This window comes from Bacillus sp. HSf4, from assembly GCF_029537375.1.
In the GTDB taxonomy this organism is placed as follows: domain Bacteria; phylum Bacillota; class Bacilli; order Bacillales; family Bacillaceae; genus Bacillus; species Bacillus sonorensis_A.
Genome location: NZ_CP120679.1, coordinates 3,072,842 through 3,094,786, shown reverse-complemented (window position 1 = coordinate 3,094,786; position 21,945 = coordinate 3,072,842). Strand labels below are relative to the sequence as shown.

The 21,945-nt window shown below is 47.1% G+C and carries 15 protein-coding genes; 14 read left to right on the top strand and 1 reads right to left on the bottom strand.

Features of this window, described 5'->3' with window-relative positions; all coding sequences use genetic code 11:
- The first annotated feature begins 121 nt into the window (after positions 1–121).
- From dnaE to P3X63_RS15900, 7 genes are all read left to right on the top strand, one after another.
- Positions 122–3,469, top strand: a complete 3,348-nt coding sequence (gene dnaE, locus P3X63_RS15930; protein ID WP_077736212.1) for a DNA polymerase III subunit alpha — start codon at positions 122–124, stop codon at positions 3,467–3,469.
- 142 nt (positions 3,470–3,611) lie between these two features.
- Entirely contained in the window at positions 3,612–4,847 is a 1,236-nt protein-coding gene (ystJ, locus tag P3X63_RS15925) for an NADP-dependent malic enzyme (RefSeq protein ID WP_026588236.1), read from the top strand.
- Between the two features lie 358 nt (positions 4,848–5,205).
- Positions 5,206–6,081 (top strand): acetyl-CoA carboxylase, carboxyltransferase subunit beta, encoded by an 876-nt coding sequence (accD, locus tag P3X63_RS15920; RefSeq protein WP_026588235.1) that lies wholly within the window; start codon positions 5,206–5,208, stop codon positions 6,079–6,081.
- On the top strand, positions 6,066–7,043 hold the full coding sequence (gene accA, locus P3X63_RS15915; RefSeq protein ID WP_026588234.1) for an acetyl-CoA carboxylase carboxyl transferase subunit alpha: 978 nt from the start codon (positions 6,066–6,068) through the stop codon (positions 7,041–7,043). Before accD ends, accA begins: the two co-directional genes overlap by 16 nt.
- 241 nt (positions 7,044–7,284) lie before the next feature.
- Positions 7,285–8,244: a 6-phosphofructokinase gene (pfkA, locus tag P3X63_RS15910; RefSeq protein ID WP_026588233.1), complete on the top strand. Its 960-nt coding sequence runs from the start codon at positions 7,285–7,287 to the stop codon at positions 8,242–8,244.
- A gap of 23 nt (positions 8,245–8,267) precedes the next feature.
- On the top strand, positions 8,268–10,025 hold the full coding sequence (pyk, locus tag P3X63_RS15905) for a pyruvate kinase (protein WP_026588232.1): 1,758 nt from the start codon (positions 8,268–8,270) through the stop codon (positions 10,023–10,025).
- 121 nt (positions 10,026–10,146) lie between these two features.
- Positions 10,147–10,533, top strand: coding sequence for an FxsA family protein (locus P3X63_RS15900; protein ID WP_026588231.1), 387 nt, complete (start codon positions 10,147–10,149; stop codon positions 10,531–10,533).
- A gap of 40 nt (positions 10,534–10,573) precedes the next feature.
- Here P3X63_RS15900 and ytvI read toward each other — a convergent pair whose 3' ends face one another.
- Positions 10,574–11,692 carry a sporulation integral membrane protein YtvI gene (ytvI, locus tag P3X63_RS15895; RefSeq protein WP_077736213.1) on the bottom strand — a complete coding sequence of 373 codons (1,119 nt, stop codon included), beginning with the start codon at positions 11,690–11,692 and terminating at the stop codon, positions 10,574–10,576.
- Positions 11,693–11,790: 98 nt separating this feature from the next.
- On the opposite strand from ytvI, the gene P3X63_RS15890 reads away from it, so the two are divergent.
- The 7 genes from P3X63_RS15890 to polA all read left to right on the top strand — a co-directional run bounded on the left by P3X63_RS15890 (position 11,791) and on the right by polA (position 21,943).
- Positions 11,791–12,255, top strand: a complete 465-nt coding sequence (locus P3X63_RS15890; RefSeq protein ID WP_026588229.1) for a DUF441 domain-containing protein — start codon at positions 11,791–11,793, stop codon at positions 12,253–12,255.
- Between the two features lie 449 nt (positions 12,256–12,704).
- Positions 12,705–13,823 carry a citrate synthase gene (gene citZ, locus P3X63_RS15885; protein ID WP_026588228.1) on the top strand — a complete coding sequence of 373 codons (1,119 nt, stop codon included), beginning with the start codon at positions 12,705–12,707 and terminating at the stop codon, positions 13,821–13,823.
- Positions 13,824–13,977: 154 nt separating this feature from the next.
- The gene (gene icd, locus P3X63_RS15880) at positions 13,978–15,249 is read left to right on the top strand and encodes an NADP-dependent isocitrate dehydrogenase (RefSeq protein ID WP_026588227.1); all 1,272 of its coding nucleotides are present in this window, start codon (positions 13,978–13,980) and stop codon (positions 15,247–15,249) included.
- 51 nt (positions 15,250–15,300) lie between these two features.
- Positions 15,301–16,239, top strand: coding sequence for a malate dehydrogenase (mdh, locus tag P3X63_RS15875; protein ID WP_026588226.1), 939 nt, complete (start codon positions 15,301–15,303; stop codon positions 16,237–16,239).
- 337 nt (positions 16,240–16,576) lie between these two features.
- Entirely contained in the window at positions 16,577–17,299 is a 723-nt protein-coding gene (locus tag P3X63_RS15870; RefSeq protein WP_026588225.1) for a response regulator transcription factor, read from the top strand.
- On the top strand, positions 17,292–19,049 hold the full coding sequence (gene pnpS, locus P3X63_RS15865) for a two-component system histidine kinase PnpS (RefSeq protein WP_277691422.1): 1,758 nt from the start codon (positions 17,292–17,294) through the stop codon (positions 19,047–19,049). Before P3X63_RS15870 ends, pnpS begins: the two co-directional genes overlap by 8 nt.
- Positions 19,050–19,303: 254 nt before the next feature.
- On the top strand, positions 19,304–21,943 hold the full coding sequence (gene polA, locus P3X63_RS15860; RefSeq protein ID WP_026588223.1) for a DNA polymerase I: 2,640 nt from the start codon (positions 19,304–19,306) through the stop codon (positions 21,941–21,943).
- Positions 21,944–21,945: the final 2 nt, after the last annotated feature.

Here is a 21,945-nt window from a genome sequence, read left to right as displayed (position 1 = left end):
TTAACATGATATGGACAAAGCGAGACAAGTATGATCGAAAAGACAAGAAAGAACATTTGTTTCTCATTCACTCACATCTTATAATGAAAAGAGATGGCTCGAAAAAGGAAGGGGTGACAGAATGCCTTTTGTTCACCTGCAAGTACATAGCGGCTACAGCTTGTTAAACAGCGCCGCATCTGTAGAGGATCTCACGGCCAAGGCGAAAGAGCTGGGTTACAGCGCACTGGCCTTGACGGATGATGAGGTCATGTACGGAGCGGTGGAGTTTTACAAAGCGTGCAAAAAACGCGGCATCAAGCCGATTATCGGGCTGACCGCAGCCGTTTTGACAGATGAAAAAGAACAGCTTTCATATCCGCTCGTTCTGTTAGCGAAAACAAATAACGGATACAATAATCTGCTGAAAATCAGCAGTGTTTTACAGTCAAAATCAAAAACAGGCATCAAGGAAAAATGGCTCAAAAGCTATCATGAAGGCATTATCGCGCTGACAACAGGTGAGACAAGCTATGTTGAAACCCTTTTAAAAGAGGGTCTGACAAAAGAGGCCGAAGAGGCCGCGCTCCGCTATCAGTCCATCTTTGGCGAAGGCAGCTTTTATTTGTCATATCAGCCGTACAAAGCAGACCCGTTCCTTTCTGAACGCATTCTTGAGCTGTCGGCAAAAACGGGAATTCCGATCGCCGCCTCTGGAGACGTCAGGTACATCGAGAAAGAGGATGTCACAGCCTATACGTGCTTAAAAGCGATTAAAGCGGGGGAAAAACTCGGAGAAAACCTGGAGGGGAAGAACGATCAGCATCTTGATTTAAAACCGCCAGCTGAAATGCTGGAGATTTATCAGGACCAGCCCGACGCATTGGAGAACACGATCAAGATCGCAAGGCAATGCCGCGTCGATTTGAGCCTCGGCCAGACGCGTCTGCCCAAATATCCGGCGCCGGACGGGAAGAATCCCGACGATTACTTAGCCGAACTTTGCTTTGAAGGGCTTAGGAAGCGGCTTGCCGAACCGCCTTCACAGGAATATGCCGAGCGGCTTGAATATGAGCTTGCCGTTATTCGAGACATGGCCTTCAGCGACTATTTCTTAATCGTTTGGGATTTTATGAAATTTGCGCACGAAAACGGAATTTTTACAGGCCCGGGCCGCGGATCTGCGGCCGGTTCTCTTGTCGCCTATACGCTGTTTATCACAGATGTGGACCCGATCAAACATAAGCTGCTGTTCGAGCGGTTTTTAAATCCCGAGCGGATCAGCATGCCTGATATAGATATCGATTTTCCGGATACGCGAAGGGATGAAGTCATTCAGTACGTCAAAAATAAATACGGCGACATGCATGTTGCCCAGATTATTACATTTGGAACACTGGCCGCCAAAGCGGCGCTAAGAGACGTCGGACGGGTGATGGGCATCAGCCCGAAGGAAGCCGATCAGCTGGCGAAGCTGATTCCTTCCAAGCCGGGAGTCACATTAAAAGAAGCCCTGGAACATTCTTCAGAGCTCGGCAAACGACTCAAAGAATCAAAAAAGCTGCAGGAGATATTTAAAACGGCCCAAAAAATCGAAGGTTTGCCGCGCCATACATCGATTCACGCGGCAGGGGTCGTCTTAAGCGAAGAGCCCCTGACCAATGTAATACCGATACAGGAGGGCCATGACGGCGTATATTTAACACAGTATTCCATGAGCTATCTGGAAGATTTGGGACTTTTGAAAATGGATTTTCTCGGCCTGCGCAACTTGACGCTCATCGAGTCGATCAAGGCGCTGATTGAAAAAAAGGAACGGATCAAGATTGATCTCTCGGATATTTCCTATCGCGATGAGCAAACGTTTCAACTGTTGTCGGCAGGGGATACAACGGGTATTTTTCAGCTCGAATCAGCCGGCATGAGAAATGTCTTAAAAAGGCTGAAGCCGACTAGCCTTGAGGATATTGTCGCCGTCAACGCCCTGTACCGCCCCGGACCGATGGAAAATATTCCGCTGTACATCAAGAGAAAGCACGGCCAATCTCCGGTATTTTACCCGCACGAAGATCTGAAGGACATTTTAAAAGACACGTACGGAGTCATTGTCTATCAGGAGCAGATCATGATGATTGCATCAAAAATGGCGGGCTTCAGACTGGGGGAAGCCGACCTTCTCAGAAGAGCCGTCGGCAAAAAAAACAAGGAAATCCTTGATACAGAGAGAAATCATTTTATTAATGGGTGTTTGAAAAAAGGATATTCCGCTCAATCAGCAAATGAGGTATACGATCTGATTGTGAAATTTGCCAATTACGGTTTTAACCGCAGCCATGCGGTTGCCTACAGCATGATCGGCTATCAGCTCGCCTATTTAAAAGCTCATTTTCCCCTGTATTTTATGTGCGGGCTTTTGACGAGCGCGATCGGCAATGAGGAGAAGCTTGCCCAGTACATCTATGAAGCAAAAGGCAAAGGGTTGAACGTTTTGGGGCCTTCGATCAACAAAAGCGGCTACCCGTTCACTGTTGAAAACGGCGCGCTCCGCTATAGCCTGAGAGCAGTGAAAGGCGTCGGCATTTCCGCGGTGAAAGACATTTACAGAGCGAGAAGGGAAAAGCCATTTTCCGACCTGTTCGATTTCTGCGTCAGGACCTCTGTGAAAAGCGTGAACAGGAAAACGATCGAAGCGTTAATATTCGCCGGGGCAATGGATGAATTCGGCGAAAACCGCGCCACATTGCTGGCTTCGATAGACATCGCATTGGAGCATGCTGAATTATTTGCCGGGGACAATGACCAGCTCGGCTTCTTCCTTGATGAAGGCTTGACCATCAAGCCGAAATATGCAGAAGCGGAAGAAATGCCGCTCGTCGACCTGCTTGCCCGCGAAAAAGAAACGCTCGGCATCTACTTCTCAAACCATCCGCTTTCCGTTCATCGCGAGCGATTGGCTGAGGCGGGGGCGCATCCGATCATTCAGCTTCTCGCCTCAGATCAGAAAAAAGCCGCGCTCGGCGCGCTTTTAACCAAAATGAAAACGATCCGGACAAAAACGGGACAGACGATGGCTTTTCTTGAATTGAGCGATGAAAGCGGGGAAATGGAAGCGGTCGTTTTTCCAGAGCAGTTCAGACAGCTTTCGCCGATATTGGAAGAGGGGGCGCAGGTTTTTGCGGAGGGGCGCATCGAGACAAGAAACGAAAAGCGCCAGCTGATTGTCGCCTCAGTTTCCCTGCTTGAATCGCTGCACACCAAAAGGCAGCCTTCCGTTTATATCAAAGTGGAGGAAAATCAGCATAACCAAGAAATCCTTGAAAAAATCAGCAGCATTTTGCTTGAGCACAAAGGCGGTACACCGGTCTGCATCTACTACGAAAAGAAAAAACAAACGATGAAGCTTCCCGAGGCGTACAGCATAACGGCCGATCACGCCGTGCTTTACAGGCTGAAAAGCGTCGTCGGCGAAAGAAATGTTGTGCTCAGATAGCAGCCGATATGAGCATATTCGATTAAAAAAATGCGGGAATTGTGTTATCATTTTTAAGATTCTATTGCTCGTTTTACAAGAATCTTAGCAGGACCCGAAGCAAAATTTTAGACAGAATTCCCTTGAAGGAGTGTTTGTTAATATGTCATTGAAAGAAAAAGCGCTGCATATGCACAAAGTAAACCAAGGTAAATTAGAATCAAAATCAAAAGTGCAGGTTCGAAATGCGGATGATTTAAGCCTTGCGTATTCTCCCGGTGTAGCGGAGCCATGCAAAGCCATTTATGATGACAACAGCAAAGTATATGATTATACAATGAAGGGAAACATGGTAGCAGTCGTATCAGACGGGACGGCTGTGCTCGGCCTCGGCAATATCGGCCCTGAAGCCGCCCTTCCCGTCATGGAAGGAAAGGCGGTGCTTTTCAAAAGCTTCGCTGGTGTGGACGCTTTCCCGATTTGTTTAAATACATCGGATGTGGATAAAATTGTTGAAACGGTCAAGCTGCTTGAGCCGACATTCGGCGGTGTCAACCTGGAAGATATTGCGGCTCCGAACTGCTTTGTCATTGAAGAACGCCTCAAAAAAGAAACGAAAATTCCGGTGTTCCACGATGATCAGCACGGTACCGCAATCGTTACTGTAGCAGGCCTTGTCAATGCCCTTAAGCTGTCAGGCAAATCGATGTCCTCCGTTAAAGTTGTGGCCAACGGAGCCGGTGCGGCCGGAATCGCCATTATCAAGCTGCTTTATCATTTTGGCGTTCGCGACATCATTATGTGCGATACAAAGGGCGCGATTTATGAAGGGCGTCCGAACGGCATGAACGCTGTAAAAGCCGAGGTTGCCAAGTACACAAATAAAAACCGAATAGAAGGATCGCTTCAAGACGTGATCAAGGATGCGGATGTTTTTATCGGTGTATCTGTAGAAGGAGCCCTGACAAAAGAAATGGTTCAAAGCATGGCGGATCAGCCGATCATTTTCGCCATGGCCAACCCAAATCCGGAAATTATGCCTAGCGAAGCGCATGAAGCCGGAGCAAGCGTCGTCGGCACAGGCCGCTCAGATTTCCCTAACCAGGTGAACAATGTCCTCGCATTCCCGGGCATTTTCCGCGGAGCGCTTGACGTACGCGCAACCCACATCAACGAAGAGATGAAAATCGCCGCTGTTGAAGCGATCGCATCGCTCGTCTCCGACGAAGAACTAAAACCTGAATACGTGATTCCGGCTCCATTTGATCCGAGGGTCGCCCCGGCCGTTGCCAAAGCTGTTGCCAAAGCCGCGATGGAGACAGGGGTGGCGAGGATCGATGTAGATCCTGAAGAAGTCGCTGAAAAAACAAGAAAACTGGCAGTGATCGAAGAAAACTAAAACTTCTCATTTTGATCAGCGCGTGACAGCCCTGTTTCAGGGAGCTGTCACGCGCTGTTTCTCAAATGAACTGCGCGTTTTTTCCTCTTATTGGAGATGCGCCAGGGGAGTCAGACGCTTCCGGGAAATTTTTTTCGGCCTGCTTTTTCAATCTTTTGTATCCGCTCTCAAGGCTGATATATCAAATTGCCGCCCGCTGATCCCGTTCACCTTGATTTCCGCGTTTGCCGATTAAAAATGTCGAATTGAGGATGACACGGTTTGACAAAAAAAGTACAATAGTTTCGGTATAGTGATGTTCTAGTCTATGAGCAGGACAGGCATATATGAAGAACCCTTCAAAAAGGGAGGTAATCTTTTGTTAAAAGATATATTCACTAAAAAGAAAAAGAAATACGCTTCCGTTCCCGCGGAAAAGGCGAAGCAAGATGTGCCGGAAGGGATTATGACCAAATGCCCCAACTGCAAAAAAATCATGCTCACAAAAGAGCTCGATAAAAACTTAAGGGTCTGCATGAACTGCGGCTATCATCTGCAAATGAACGCGAAGCAGCGTATAAAAAGCCTGGTTGACGACCAGACTTTTGAAGAATTTAATCAGGATATGGTCTCGGAAAATCCGCTCGAATTCCCGGGTTACCTGGAGAAGCTTGAAAAAGACAAGGAAAAGACGTCTTTAAACGAGGCTGTCGTAACCGGAAAAGGCATGATCGACGGGCATCCGGCGGTCGTCGCAGTAATGGACTCAAGCTTCAGAATGGGAAGCATGGGATCTGTTGTCGGTGAAAAAATTACGCTGGCGATTGAAAAAGCGAGAGAAGAAAAAATTCCTTTCATCATTTTTACAGCTTCCGGAGGAGCGAGAATGCAGGAAGGCCTTCTCAGTTTGATGCAGATGGCGAAAACAAGCTCCGCACTGAAGCTCTTCAGCGAAGAACAAGGCTTGATCATTTCGGTGATGACACATCCGACGACAGGCGGGGTGTCCGCAAGCTTTGCGTCCCTCGGAGACTACAATCTCGCCGAGCCAGGCGCCCTGATCGGCTTTGCAGGCAGAAGAATTATTGAACAAACGATCCGTGAAGAACTGCCCGAGGATTTTCAGACGGCAGAATTCCTGCTGAAACACGGACAGCTTGACTCCGTCGTTCACAGAGCCGACATGAGAAAAACGCTCGGCAGCATTTTAAGCATGCACCAAACTGGAGGTGATCTCGAGTGGCTGGAGAATTAGAATTTGAAAAGCCGGTAATCGAACTGCGCGATAAGATTGCCGAACTGAAAAAGTTTACACAGAATTCGGATATGGATTTAAGCGCTGAAATTACAAAGCTTGAAGCGCGTCTGGAACGGCTTGAAGAAGATATCTATACAAACCTGAAAGCCTGGGACAGAGTCCAGATTGCAAGGCATCCGAACCGTCCGACAACGCTCGATTATATCGAACATCTCTTTACCGATTTTTTCGAATGCCACGGGGATCGTTATTTCGGTGATGATGAAGCGATTGTCGGCGGCATCGCCAAGTTCAAGGGGCTTCCTGTTACCGTCATCGGCCAACAGCGGGGGAAGGATACAAAAGAGAACATCCGCCGCAATTTCGGGATGCCGCATCCGGAAGGATACCGAAAAGCGCTGAGGCTGATGCATCAAGCTGATAAATTTAACAGGCCGATCATTTGCTTTATCGATACAAAAGGAGCTTATCCGGGAAAAGCGGCTGAAGAAAGAGGGCAAAGCGAGGCCATCGCGAAAAACCTTTTTGAAATGGCAGGACTCTCCGTGCCCGTCATCTCCATCGTCATCGGCGAAGGAGGAAGCGGGGGAGCCCTTGCGCTCGGCGTTGCAAACCGCTTATTCATGCTGGAAAACTCAACTTATTCGGTGATCTCTCCAGAAGGCGCGGCAGCGATTCTCTGGAAGGATTCAGGGCTCGCCAAAAAAGCGGCTGAAACAATGAAAATCACCGCTCCCGATCTGAAAGAATTAGATATTATCGATCATGTTATAAAAGAAGTAAGAGGCGGAGCACACCGCGATGTGAAGAAGCAGGCCGGATATATTGATGAAGTGCTGAAAGATGCGCTCAAGTCCCTGTTGAAACTGGATCAAACGGAGTTAATCCAGCAAAGATATGACAAATATAAATCAATTGGAAAAATCTCGACTGAAAACCAATATGTTGGGGTAAAATAAGTAAACGTGAGGCCTTTTGGCTCACGTTTATTTTTTATGAGAGCGAAGAAAGTGAAAGGATTGTGTCATTTGCCGCGATTTTTCAAAGAGTTTGTTTAAAATTTATTTAAAAACTGTTTGTTTAATTGTATAATGATTAAGGTTTTATAAGGGATTTTCAGAAAAATTACATCCCTTTTTCATTGTTTTTGCGGCAATGTACGTGTTAAGGTAAATTATATAAGTTTTAGAGGTGAAAAAGATGAAACGTATCGGAGTATTGACGAGCGGCGGGGATTCCCCTGGAATGAACGCGGCTGTTCGCGCGGTTGTCAGGAAAGCGATATACCATAATGTGGAAGTTTACGGAATTTATAATGGTTATTCAGGTTTAATCAACGGCAAAATAGAAAAGCTAGAACTCGGTTCTGTCGGAGATATCATCCACCGCGGCGGAACAAAGCTTTATACAGCAAGATGTCCAGAGTTTAAAACGGTAGAAGGACGGGAAAAAGGCATAGCGAACCTGAAAAAATATGGGATAGAAGGATTAGTTGTCATCGGCGGAGACGGTTCTTATATGGGAGCCAAGAAGCTGACAGAACACGGTTTTCCTTGCGTCGGCGTACCGGGAACGATCGACAACGACATTCCTGGAACAGATTTGACGATCGGCTTTGATACGGCCTTAAACACCGTGATTGACGCCATTGACAAAATCAGGGATACGGCGACATCTCATGAACGTACATATGTGATCGAAGTAATGGGCCGCCATGCCGGAGATATCGCACTATGGTCAGGTCTGGCCGGAGGAGCGGAATCGATTCTGATTCCTGAAGCCGACTACGATATGGAAGAGATCCTCGCCAGACTGCAAAGAGGACATGAGCGCGGCAAAAAACACAGCATCATCATCGTTGCAGAAGGTGTCGGAAGCGGAGTTGAATTCGGCAAACGGATCGAAGAAGCCACAAATCTCGAAACTAGAGTATCCGTTCTTGGACACATTCAGCGCGGGGGATCACCGACGGCCGCTGACCGCGTATTGGCGAGCCGGCTGGGAGCCTTTGCGGTTGAACTGCTTCTTGAAGGAAAAGGCGGACGCTGTGTAGGCATTCAAAATAATAAACTTGTTCATCATGATATCATTGAAATTCTTGATCAGAAACATACCGTTGACCAGAGCATGTACCGCCTGTCTCAAGAACTGTCAATCTAGTGTAAACCCGAGGAGGAAGCAATATGAGAAAGACTAAAATCGTTTGTACAATAGGTCCGGCCAGCGAAAGTGTGGAAAAGCTCACTCAGCTGATGGAAGCCGGAATGAACGTGGCGCGTCTCAACTTTTCCCACGGAGATTTTGAAGAGCACGGCGCAAGGATCAAAAACATCCGCGAAGCGGCCGCCAAGCTCGGAAAAGATGTAGGGATTCTTCTTGATACAAAAGGGCCGGAAATCCGCACGCACACGATGGAAAATGGTGCAATTGAGCTGGAAGCCGGTTCACAGCTGATCGTTTCAATGGAGGAAGTCATTGGGACGACAGAAAAAATTTCTGTTACATATGACGGTTTGATTGATGATGTGTCAGCAGGTTCAACCATTTTACTTGACGACGGCCTGATCGGTCTTGAAGTCATCGAAGTGAACGCAGATAATGGCGAAATTTTGACGAAAGTCATGAACAGCGGAACACTCAAAAATAAAAAAGGCGTCAATGTGCCGGGTGTCAGTGTGAACCTTCCGGGAATTACGGAAAAGGACGCGAAGGATATCGTCTTCGGAATTGAACAAGGCGTCGATTTCATCGCTGCGTCATTTGTGCGCCGCCCGTCAGATGTTCTTGAAATCCGCGAATTGCTTGAAGAGCATCGCGCAACAGACATCCAAATTATCCCGAAAATCGAAAATCAGGAAGGCGTCGATAATATCGACCGCATTCTGGAAGTGTCTGACGGCCTGATGGTTGCCCGCGGCGATTTGGGCGTTGAAATCCCGGCGGAAGAGGTGCCGCTCGTTCAAAAAGAGCTGATCAAAAAATGTAATGCGCTCGGCAAGCCTGTCATCACGGCAACACAGATGCTGGACAGCATGCAGCGCAACCCGCGTCCGACGCGCGCTGAAGCGAGCGATGTCGCAAATGCGATCTTTGACGGCACAGATGCGATCATGCTTTCAGGTGAAACGGCAGCCGGAAATTATCCGGTAGAAGCCGTGCAGACGATGCACAATATTGCATCCCGCTCAGAAGAAGCGCTCAACCATAAAAAAATTCTTTCTGCAAGGAGCAAACAAGTCGGTATGTCGATTACCGATGCAATCGGCCAGTCCGTTGCACACACAGCGATTAATCTCGATGTTTCGGCGATTGTGGCGCCTACAGAAAGCGGCCATACAGCGAGAATGATCTCCAAATATCGCCCGCAGGCGCCGATCGTTGCCGTTACTGTCAATGACTCCGTTTCAAGAAAGCTGTCTCTTGTCTTCGGCGTTTTCGCTACGAGCGGCCAAAATCACAGCTCTACGGATGAGATGCTTGAAAATGCGGTGCAAAAGTCGCTTGATACAGGCCTTGTCCGCCATGGCGATTTGATTGTGATTACAGCCGGTGCTGTCGGTGAAGCCGGTACAACGAACTTGATGAAGGTATATGTTGTCGGTGATGTGGTGGCAAAAGGACAAGGAATTGGCCGTAAATCGGCGATAGGAGAAGTGGTCATTGCCGAAAACGCGAAAGACGCGAGCGAAAAAATGAAAGACGGCGCCGTATTGGTGACAAAATGCACGGACCGCGATATGATCGCATCGATCGAAAAAGCGGGTGCTTTGATCACGGAAGAAGGCGGCTTAACAAGCCATGCGGCTGTTGTAGGCTTAAGCCTCGGCATTCCTGTTATTGTCGGTGTCGAAAATGCCACTTCCATCTTGAAACAAGGTGAAGAAATTACGGTCGACTCAGCCAGAGGAGCAGTTTACAGAGGACGTGCAAGCGTTCTTTAATATCTTGTCATTTTCCGGAAAAGAAGGGGAATCCATTTCCCTTCTTTTTTTGCAAGCTATGAAAACGCGCACAAAAAAAGAGCGGCCGTTCGCTTCTATCTAAGAACACGAGGTGAAAGCAATGAAGTTTTTCTTATTATTTCTCGTCATCTTCCCCGCTAGTGAAATCGGTCTGTTTTTATTGTCGGCTAATTGGATCGGCGTGCTTCCGACCGTTTTGCTGATCATCCTGACGGGCTTTCTCGGTGCAGCTCTCGCAAAAAAACAAGGGATCGAGGTATACCACAAGGTGCAGCGGGATCTTCAATACGGAAAGATGCCCGGAGATGCGATTTTAGACGGGCTCTGTATCTTCATTGGCGGCATGCTGCTTCTTTTGCCCGGGTTTTTATCGGATATCATCGGATTGCTGCTTCTGTTTCCGGCTTCACGCAACCGTCTGAAGCCATTCTTGTCCCGCAAGCTGAAAAGGATGTCTGAAGGCAGGCGGGTGAAAATCATCAAATAGTTTTATTGGTGCGGCAGCCTGCTGTAATGCGGATTGTCGTTTATTTTTGCTCTCCTTTTATAATAAATAGCCATATATCTTTTAAAATCCCCGTCGTAAAGAGCGCTTGAATAAGGACGAGAAGCGCGGGACCCATGATCAGTCCGAGAAACCCAAACAACTTGAACCCGGCAAAAAGGGCGATTAACGTGCTTAAAGGGTGAAGTCCGATCGATTTGCTCAAAATTTTTGGTTCGGCAAGCTGTCTGAAAAGCAGGACCACAACGTACAAAACCCCGAGGCCGATCGCAAGCGGCAGCTGTTTGGTTATCGCTAAATAGACGATCCATGGGACAAACACAGACCCCGCCCCGAGATATGGGAGAAGATCGACAATCGCGATCAAAAAGGCGATGGCGATCGCGTGGTTGACCTTTAATACGAACAGTCCGATCATCACGAGAACCATCGTGATGGTCACGAGTGCAAGCTGAGCCTTTAAAAATCCCGCTAGTGCTTTTTTCAATTCAGCATAGACCGCAGCTGCCCCCGAGACCAGGCGTTCTGGTAAAAATGCCTGCGCTCCTTTTTTCAATTTATGAAGATCTTTGCTGATGAAAAAAGTGGCCAGCAGTGAAAAAATCAGCACGGCTGCCGTATTTGGCAGAAATGCGAAAAAAAGCGGCACCGTTTCAAGAATTTTAGAAAGGAATAAGGCGGTGCTTGAAGCGATTTTACTGCCCAAATGTTCGATCTGCGTGATGATGGATTCCTGCTGGCCGGCTTCGAGCCCGTCAAAATATGCGGCAAGCTGATTGTACAGCGGCATGATTCTGTTTGTGAAAAAATGCTCGACATAAAGAGCTGCCCGATTCAGCTGGGCGGGCAGTATTTTGGCCAAATAAGCAGCACCGGAGGCGATTTCGGCGACGATCAATGTTAAAAAACCGGCCCCCGCTGTCAAAAAAGCGGACAGTACAATGGCGACATTAAGACCCCTCGGAAAGCCCGACCGCTCTTCCAGCCATTCCACAAAAGGATTGATGATGACAGCGAGAATAAGGGCAATCACAAAAGGATAGGTTAACGGGAAAGAGTAGTAGCCGAGCGTTCCGATAGCCGCAGCGAGGATGAGCACAGAGCCCGCCCGAAGTGCAATTGCAAGATGGGATTGATTCACGTCAAAATCCTCCTGATCAGAAAGCGTGTCCTAATTTCATTTTATTCATGAGTCTTGTTATTATGAGAAAGGTCAATAAAAAATGGAGATGAAAGCAGATGTTTACTCAAGCCAATTTATTTTTGCTACTTTTGCTGGCGATCGCTTTAGTTGCGAAAAACCAGTCTTTAATCATTGCCGTATCCGTCCTGCTTTTAATCAAGCTGGTCGGCCTCGACCAAAAGCTGTTTCCCGCCATACAATCCAAGGGAATCAACTGGGGCGTGACGGTGATTACGATCGCCGTTTTAGTGCCGATTGCAACAGGCGAGATCGGATTTAAGCAGCTCGGTGAAGCGGTGAAATCATATTATGCGTGGATCGCCCTCGGCGCCGGCATCCTCGTAGCGCTGATCGCCAAAAACGGCATCACATTGCTTGCGGAAGATCCGCATATTACAACCGCCCTTGTGTTCGGAACGATTTTAGCCGTCGCTTTATTTAAAGGTGTCGCGGTCGGCCCTTTAATCGGCGCCGGCATCGCATATCTTGTCATGCAGGCGGTACAGCATTTCACTCCGTAGGCATACATGGCAAGACAGTCTCGAAAAAATGCACCCCTTTAAAAAAGGGGTTTTTTCGTTTGATAAGAGAATAAAACGTTTCGGAACCGAAAAAATTTCAGCATCGTATTTTTTCAAAAAAACATAATTGAATATAAATAAAGCCTGTAAAACTACTAGAAATCTGTAAAGAAAAGCCGATTGGGGGGAAAAATAAGAAAAAAAAACTATAGTTAAACATTTAACAAATGTCTGAAATTTGTTTATAATATAAATAGGCTTAATCTTCATTAAGCATATCGGAGTATTGAATGGTATATAAAACACCGCGATTGTTTTATTTGAAAAACGATTTTATGTAAGCATTTTCTTTTGAGCCAAAAGGTGGTGTTTACATTCTGCGTTGTTTTTGCTCCAGGGTTTTGGTTTAATTTTAAAAGGGGAAATCTTTAAATAAGGGAGAGATGTATATGACAGCAACACGCGGCCTAGAAGGGGTAGTCGCCACTACATCATCAGTGAGTTCAATTATTGATGACACCCTTACATATGTAGGGTATAACATCGATGATTTGACACAAAAAGCCAGCTTTGAAGAAGTTGTGTATCTGCTTTGGCATTTAAAGCTGCCGAACAGGGAAGAGCTTACCGAGCTAAAAAAACAGCTTTCTGAGAATGCCGGTATCCCCAAAGAAGTAATTGATCATTTCAAATCCTACTCAAATGGAAAAGTCCACCCGATGGCAGCACTGCGCACAGCCGTTTCTTTACTGGGATTGTTCGACGAAGAAGCAGATCAAATGGATTCGGATGCAAATTACAGAAAAGCGGTCCGTCTACAGGCCAAGATGCCTGCGCTTGTCGCCGCATTTTCAAGAATCCGCAAAGGGCTTGAGCCGATCGAGCCAAATCCGGAACTCGGCTTTGCCGCTAATTTTCTCTACATGCTGAATGGAAAAGAACCTTCGCCGATAGAAGTGGAAGCGTTTGACAAAGCTTTGATCCTGCACGCGGATCATGAACTGAACGCATCGACTTTCACGGCCAGAGTATGCGTAGCCACGCTTTCTGACGTATACTCAGGTATAACAGCGGCAATCGGCGCCTTGAAAGGCCCGCTTCACGGGGGAGCAAACGAAGCTGTTATGAAAATGCTTTCAGAGATTGGTGAAGTGGAAAATGTAGATTCATATATTCAAGCCAAGTTCGAAAAGAAAGAAAAGATTATGGGCTTCGGCCACCGCGTATACCGTCAGGGAGATCCGCGTGCAAAACATTTGAAGGAAATGAGCAGGCGGCTGACGAATTTAACCGGTGAAAGCAAATGGTTTGAGATTTCCGAGCGGACTGAGCAAATCGTCACATCTCAAAAAAAGCTCCCGCCGAACGTAGACTTTTATTCTGCATCGGTTTATCATAGCTTAGGAATCGACCATGATCTTTTCACGCCTATTTTTGCGATCAGCAGGGTATCAGGATGGCTTGCCCATATTCTTGAACAGTATGAAAACAACCGTCTGATTCGCCCGCGCGCAGATTATACAGGCCCTGACATGCAGACATTCATTCCGATTGAAGAAAGAAGCTGACCGATGTAAAGAGGTTTGCCCGCGACTCGTCTGGCCGGCCTCTTACGGTTCTTTCTAAAACATTGAATCTATGAAAAAAACATGCTTGTCCCCCGCACTCACGGGGGAAACAGATGTTTTTCTATATGAATTACATATTATGGGAGGTTTTATTGTGGCACAAGGTGAAAAAATTACAGTCTCTGGCGGAGTATTAAACGTTCCAAACAACCCGATCATCCCGTTTATTGAAGGGGACGGAACCGGTCCTGATATTTGGAGAGCGGCTTCCAGGGTTTTGGAAGCAGCCGTTGAAAAAGCTTATAACGGCGAAAAAGAGATTACCTGGAAAGAAGTTTACGCCGGGGAAAAAGCATACAACAAAACCGGTGAATGGCTTCCAGAGGAAACGCTTGACGCGATCCGCGAATACCTCATCGCGATCAAAGGTCCTTTAACAACTCCTGTAGGCGGCGGAATCCGTTCATTAAACGTCGCTCTCAGACAAGAGCTTGACTTGTTTACATGCCTGCGCCCTGTCCGCTACTTCACTGGCGTACCATCCCCGGTTAAGCGCCCTGAGGATACAGACATGGTCATCTTCCGTGAAAATACCGAAGATATCTACGCCGGCATCGAGTATGCGAAAGGCTCTGAAGAAGTTGAAAAGCTGATTTCTTTCCTGAAAAACGAGCTGGGTGTCAACAAAATCCGCTTCCCTGAAACATCAGGCATCGGCATCAAGCCTGTTTCTGAAGAGGGAACATCAAGGCTTGTCAGAGCGGCGATCGAGTATGCGATTGAACACGGCCGCAAATCTGTCACACTCGTACACAAAGGAAACATCATGAAATTCACTGAAGGAGCCTTCAAAAACTGGGGTTATGAAGTGGCTGAAAAAGAATTCGGCGATAAAGTGTTCACATGGGCCGAATACGACCGCATCGTCGAAAAAGACGGCAAAGACGCGGCTAACAAAGCGCAAAGCGAAGCTGAAGCAGCCGGAAAAATCATCGTTAAAGACAGCATCGCCGACATTTTCCTTCAGCAGATTCTGACGCGTCCGGCCGAGTTTGACGTCGTTGCGACAATGAACCTGAACGGGGACTACATCTCAGACGCCCTTGCAGCACAAGTGGGCGGAATCGGCATCGCACCTGGAGCAAACATCAACTATGAAACAGGACATGCCATCTTTGAGGCGACACACGGAACAGCGCCTAAATATGCCGGACTGGACAAAGTAAACCCGTCTTCGGTCATCCTTTCCGGCGTTCTGCTTCTTGAGCATTTAGGCTGGAATGAAGCTGCCGACCTTATCATTCAATCGATGGAAAAAACCATCGCTTCCAAAGTCGTGACCTACGATTTTGCCCGCCTGATGGACGGCGCGACAGAAGTAAAATGCTCTGAGTTCGGGGATGAGCTCATCAAAAACATGTCTTAAGCGGCAACTGGGTTTCATAACAAAAAAACAACAATTAAAGGGGTAGAAAAAATGGGAAAGAAGCGAAATAAAGTATCTGTCATCGGAGCGGGTTTTACAGGTGCAACAACTGCATTCTTAACGGCTCAAAAAGAATTGGCCGACGTCGTTTTGGTCGACATTCCGCAGCTGGAGAACCCTACAAAAGGGAAAGCGCTCGATATGCTTGAAGCGAGTCCTGTCCAAGGATTTGACGCGGATGTGAAAGGGACGGCGAACTATGAAGACACGGCCGGTTCTGATATTGTCGTCATTACGGCGGGCATCGCAAGAAAGCCTGGAATGAGCCGGGACGACCTCGTGGCTACGAACGAAAAAATCATGAGAAGTGTAACCAGAGAAATTGTCAAATATTCGCCTGACTGTATCATCATCGTGTTGACAAACCCTGTTGATGCGATGACTTACGCCGTATACAAAGAATCGGGCTTTCCGAAAGAGCGGGTCATCGGACAGTCCGGAATTCTGGATACTGCAAGATTCAGAACGTTTGTCGCTCAGGAGCTGAACCTGTCTGTCAAAGACATCACCGGTTTTGTGCTGGGCGGTCATGGCGACGATATGGTACCGCTCGTTCGTTACTCTTATGCAGGCGGTGTTCCGCTTGAAACGCTTCTTCCAAAAGACCGGATCGATGCCATTGTCGAAAGGACGAGAAAAGGCGGGGGAGAAATTGTCAACCTGTTAGGAAACGGAAGCGCCTATTATGCGCCAGCCGCTTCTCTGACTGAGATGGTTGAGGCGATCTTGAAAGACCAGCGCCGCGTGCTGCCGACCATTGCCTTCCTTGAAGGCGAATACGGCTACAGCGGTATTTACCTCGGCGTACCGACGATTATCGGCGGAAACGGTCTTGAAAAGATCATTGAGCTTGATCTGACCGAGTCTGAAAAAAGTCAGCTTGATCAATCCGTACAATCGGTTAAAAACGTGATGAAAGTACTCTCATAAAACAAACAGACAGGCAGGCTTAATAAAAAGCCTGCCTGTTTTTCGGATTACATAATATAGAAAATGAAAATGAAAGACATAAACAGAGGCTGTCAGCATATACCTAATCATAATCATCTGCCCGGACATTTTCGTCTTTGAATGGAATTTGAACCAGTCATCTCACTTTTCACCATTGAACGGCCGGATGTTGGCAGAAAAAAGAGATTTTATTCAAAACAATGAAAAATCAAATTGTCGAACAGAAAGGCTTTCGTTAAAATAAGAGTGAAAACGTTTCGCACATATAAAAATAGAGATAGAGATGTCGGGGAAATATGAAGCCTGGAGGCATGTCATGAGCAAAAAGATATTAGTTGTAGACGATGAGGAATCAATTGTTACGCTTCTTAAATATAACCTTGAAAGGTCAGGCTACCACGTTGTGACGGCCATGGACGGAGAGGCGGGCCTGTTAAAGGCGATAGAAGAGAAGCCTGATCTGATCGTGCTCGATCTGATGCTTCCGAAAATGGACGGAATCGAAGTCTGCAAGGAACTTAGGCAGAAAAAGCTGATGTATCCGATTTTGATGCTGACCGCAAAGGACGATGAATTTGACAAAGTGCTCGGACTTGAGCTGGGCGCAGACGATTATATGACAAAGCCGTTCAGCCCGAGAGAAGTGACGGCTAGGGTCAAAGCGATTTTAAGAAGAACACAGACGATGTCTGTTCAGCCCGAAGAACCTGAAGAAATCGATGCGGGTGAATTGATTATCGGCGACCTAAAAATACTGCCTGAACATTACGAAGTGTATTTTCAAAATGAGCGTCTCGAGCTGACGCCGAAGGAATTTGAGCTCCTTTTGTATCTTGGAAAACATAAAGGAAGGGTGCTGACAAGGGATCTTCTCTTGAACGCTGTCTGGAATTACGACTTTGCCGGAGACACGCGCATCGTCGACGTCCATATCAGCCATCTTCGCGATAAAATCGAAAAAAACACGAAAAAACCGGAATACATTAAAACGATTAGAGGTCTTGGCTACAAAATGGAGGAGCCGAAACTGAATGATTAAATTCCGGACCAGGCTTTTAGCTGCCCTGCTGACGCTGTTGATTCTCGTATTTGCTTCACTCGGTTTTCTGCTTGTTCACTTGTTCCACTCCTCTTACAATGCAAAATTAAGCAGCCACATTGAAAAAGAGGCCGGCTTGCTAGCCTCGCTGACGGATGCCGGAAACCTTAAGTCTTCTAAACAAGGCGCAATTTTAGAGAAAGCAAGCCGTGAACTGGACAGTGATGTATCACTGATTGATACAAAAGGTCAGGTTCTTTTTCATTTTGGAGAGCATGCGGCAAACAAGTCCGTCATCAAACAAGCGGTTGAAACCGATTTGGATGGCGAAGGCGGAGGCTTCAGAATCAGGCCGAGTGATGAGTCTGTGTTCCGCTATGTCCAGCCGCTCAAAGAGGCGGGGGAGCTGCAAGGCTATATTCTGATCAGCTCTCCGGTCGATTCTCTGCAGGATATCAATCAAAAAATTTGGATTCTTCTAGGTGTCAGCCTGGGAACGGCTTTTTTAATCATTGCCGGGCTTGGGGCGAGAATTACGTCCCAATACACGAATCCGATTGAATCCGCGACACAAGTTGCCATTGAGCTTGCGAAAGGAAACTATAAAGCAAGGACGTTCAATGAAGATGAAACGATGCTGAGCCAGTCCATCAATATGCTCGCCCAAAATTTGCAGGACATGACAAGAGCGCAGGAAATGCAGCGGGACCGGCTGCAAACCGTGATTGAAAATATCGATTCAGGCCTGATTTTAATCGATGGCAAAGGCTATATCCATCTTGTAAACCGGGCCTATCAAAAGCAGTTCCATGTAGAAGCCGACCAGCTTCTCTACCACTTCTACCATGAAGTGCTTGAACATGAAGAGATCATCAATCTCATCGAAGAAATCTTTATGACGGAAACAAAGGTCCGCAAGATGTTTAAGCTGCCGATCAAAATCGAGAGAAGATATTTTGAAGTCGACGGTGTTCCGATTATCGGCATCAATGATGAATGGAAAGGCATCGTCCTCGTTTTTCATGATATGACGGAGAGAAAGAAGCTTGAAGAAATGAGGAAGGACTTTGTCGCGAATGTTTCTCATGAGCTGAAAACACCAATTACCTCGATCAAAGGATTCACAGAGACGCTGTTGGACGGAGCCATGAACGAACGGGAAACCCTTTTGCAGTTTCTCTCGATCATTTTAAAAGAAAGCGGCCGCCTGCAAAATCTCATTCAGGATCTATTGGACCTTTCGAAAATCGAACAGCAGAACTTCACCTTAAATATTCAAAAATGTGACATCGGCGAAATTCTCGAAGAGATCGAGATGCTGTTAAAGAATAAAGCGGAGGAAAAAGGGATTGCGCTGACCCTGGAAAAACCGGCAGTGCCTGCCGTTGCTTCCGGAGATCCGCACAGACTAAAGCAGGTTTTTTTGAATTTGGTTAACAATGCGATCACATACACACCGGAAAAAGGCAGTGTGACGATTCATGCGGAAGTGCTGGAAGATGCGGTTCAGGTCAAAGTAAAAGATACGGGGATCGGCATCAAGCGCTCGGAAATCCCGAGGATTTTTGAACGGTTCTACCGGATTGACAAAGACAGAAGCAGGAATTCGGGGGGAACAGGTCTCGGCCTTGCCATCGTCAAGCATTTGATCGAAGCGCATCACGGAGAAATCGATGTCGAAAGCGAGCGGGGAAAAGGCACTGTGTTTACGGTCCGCTTAACACGAGCTGCTGCAAACGGTGAGGAATAAAAGAAACTTTACAAAGGCTTTACAACTTTGATAAACACGTTTAAAACTTGGCTGATAGGATCATTAGTGAACCCCTTCATCCAAGGAGCCATATAGACGGACGCGATCATCAAGCGCGTCCCTTTTTTTGTTTTCTTTCTAAAAAAAGGACTCTGATTTTCCTTTCAAAATGAACTTTGCTAAAATAAAATAAGCAAATATGTGTATGAAGTTGAATGGAAGCTGGAAAATCACGGCTTCTTAGGAGGATCAAGATGACAGAACGAAAAAAATTAGTGTTGGTTGACGGAAACAGCCTGGCATACCGTGCGTTTTTCGCACTGCCTCTTCTCAGCAATGAAAAAGGAATACATACAAATGCCGTGTACGGTTTTACGATGATCCTGATGAAAATGCTTGAAGAAGAAAAGCCGACCCACATGCTGGTCGCTTTTGATGCGGGAAAAACGACGTTCAGGCATAAAACGTTTAAAGAATATAAAGGAGGCCGGCAAAAAACGCCGCCCGAACTTTCCGAGCAAATGCCGTTTATTCAGGAGCTTCTCGATGCCTACCGGGTCTCCAGGTATGAGCTTGAAAATTACGAGGCCGACGATATCATCGGAACGCTGGCTAAATCAGCCGAAACAGACGGCTTTGAGGTCAAGATCTTCTCCGGTGATAAAGATTTGACACAGCTGGCGACGGAAGGAACAACGGTGGCGATCACGAAAAAAGGCATCACAGATGTTGAATATTATACGCCTGAACACGTCCGGGAAAAATACGGGCTCACACCTCCGCAAATCATCGACATGAAAGGACTGATGGGCGACGCCTCAGACAATATTCCCGGCGTTCCCGGCGTCGGTGAAAAAACGGCGATCAAGCTCCTAAAGCAGTTCCATACGGTCGAAAAGCTTTTATCGTCAATCGACGAGGTCAGCGGAAAAAAACTGAAAGAAAAGCTTGAGGAATTTAAAGACCAGGCTTTGATGAGCAAAGAGCTCGCGACGATCACCACTGAAGCTCCCCTTGAGATTACATTGGACGCCCTTGGCTATGAAGGCTTTGACAGGGAAGCCGTCATTAAGCTCTTTAAGGACCTCGGCTTTCATTCGCTGCTTGAAAGGCTCGGGGAAGACACCGCAGAAAAAGAAGAGGAACAGTTCGAGGAGCTCGACGTCAAGATCACAAATGAGATCACTGAGGAATTGTTTGCGTCACCGGCTTCATTCGTTGTCGAACAGCTTGGAGACAATTATCACGAGGCCCCGATACTCGGTTTTTCGATCGTGAATGAAAACGGCGCTTTCTTTATCCCGAAAGAGACGGCCATTGCTTCCGAACGTTTTAAAGAATGGGCTCAGGACGACTCGAAAAAGAAATGGGTATTTGATGTAAAGCGTGCGGCGGTCGCTTTGCGCTGGCAGGGGGTTGAACTGAAAGGCGCGGAATTTGACGTTCTCCTCGCGGCTTACATCATCAATCCTGGCCACTCGTACGATGATGTCGCAAGCGTTGCAAAGACCCATCAGCTGAGCATTGTATCCTCCGATGAAGCGGTCTATGGAAAAGGTGCCAAACAGGCGGTTCCCGCTGAACAGGAACTTGCCGATCATTTGGCCAGAAAAGGAAAGGCGATTTCCCTGCTCCGCGACAAACTGCTTGATGAATTGGAAGAGAACGAACAGCTCGAGCTGTTTGAAGATCTCGAAATGCCGCTGGCCCATATTCTCGGTGAAATGGAATCCATCGGCGTCCAGGTCGATGTGGACAGGCTGAAAAAAATGGGTGAAGAGCTTTCAGGAAAATTAAAAGAGTATGAAAAGAAAATCCATGAGTCGGCTGGAGAGACCTTTAACATCAACTCGCCGAAGCAGCTCGGCGTGATATTGTTCGAAAAACTCGGCCTGCCCGTCATCAAAAAAACAAAAACGGGCTATTCCACATCGGCGGATGTGTTGGAAAAGCTGCGCGACAAACACGTCATTATCGAAGACATCCTGCATTACAGGCAAATCGGCAAGCTGCAGTCCACATATGTTGAAGGGCTTTTAAAAGTCATCCGCAAAGACAGCCATAAGGTGCACACGCGCTTCAATCAGGCTTTAACACAGACCGGGAGGCTGAGCTCGACAGATCCAAACCTGCAAAATATTCCAATCCGTCTTGAAGAAGGCCGGAAGATCCGGCAGGCGTTTGTTCCGTCTCAAAAAGGCTGGCTGATGTTCGCCGCGGATTATTCGCAGATCGAACTGAGGGTCCTCGCACACATCTCGAAGGATAAAAACCTGATCGAAGCTTTTACAAATGACATGGACGTTCACACGAAAACGGCGATGGATGTTTTTCATGTGGCTGAAGAAGAAGTCACATCGGCGATGAGAAGGCAGGCGAAAGCCGTCAATTTCGGCATCGTCTATGGCATCAGCGACTACGGGCTTTCGCAAAACCTGGGCATTACAAGGAAGGAAGCCGCCGCGTTTATCGAACGCTATTTCAACAGCTTCCAGGGAGTCAAGGAATACATGGAAGAAACCGTTCAGGAAGCCAAGCAGAAAGGCTATGTCACAACGCTTTTAAGCAGGAGAAGATACATTCCGGAATTGACGAGCCGGAACTTCAACCTCCGCAGCTTTGCCGAGCGGACGGCGATGAATACGCCGATCCAGGGAAGCGCCGCTGACATTATTAAAAAAGCGATGATCCAAATGGCGAAAAAGCTGAAAGAAAAAGGCCTTCAGGCCAAATTGTTGCTGCAGGTGCATGATGAATTGATCTTTGAAGCGCCTGAAGAAGAGATTAAAGAGCTTGAAAAGCTGGTCCCTGAAGTAATGGAGAGCGCATTGGAGCTCGATGTTCCGTTGAAAGTGGATTGTTCTTCAGGCCCATCATGGTATGACGCAAAATAAAA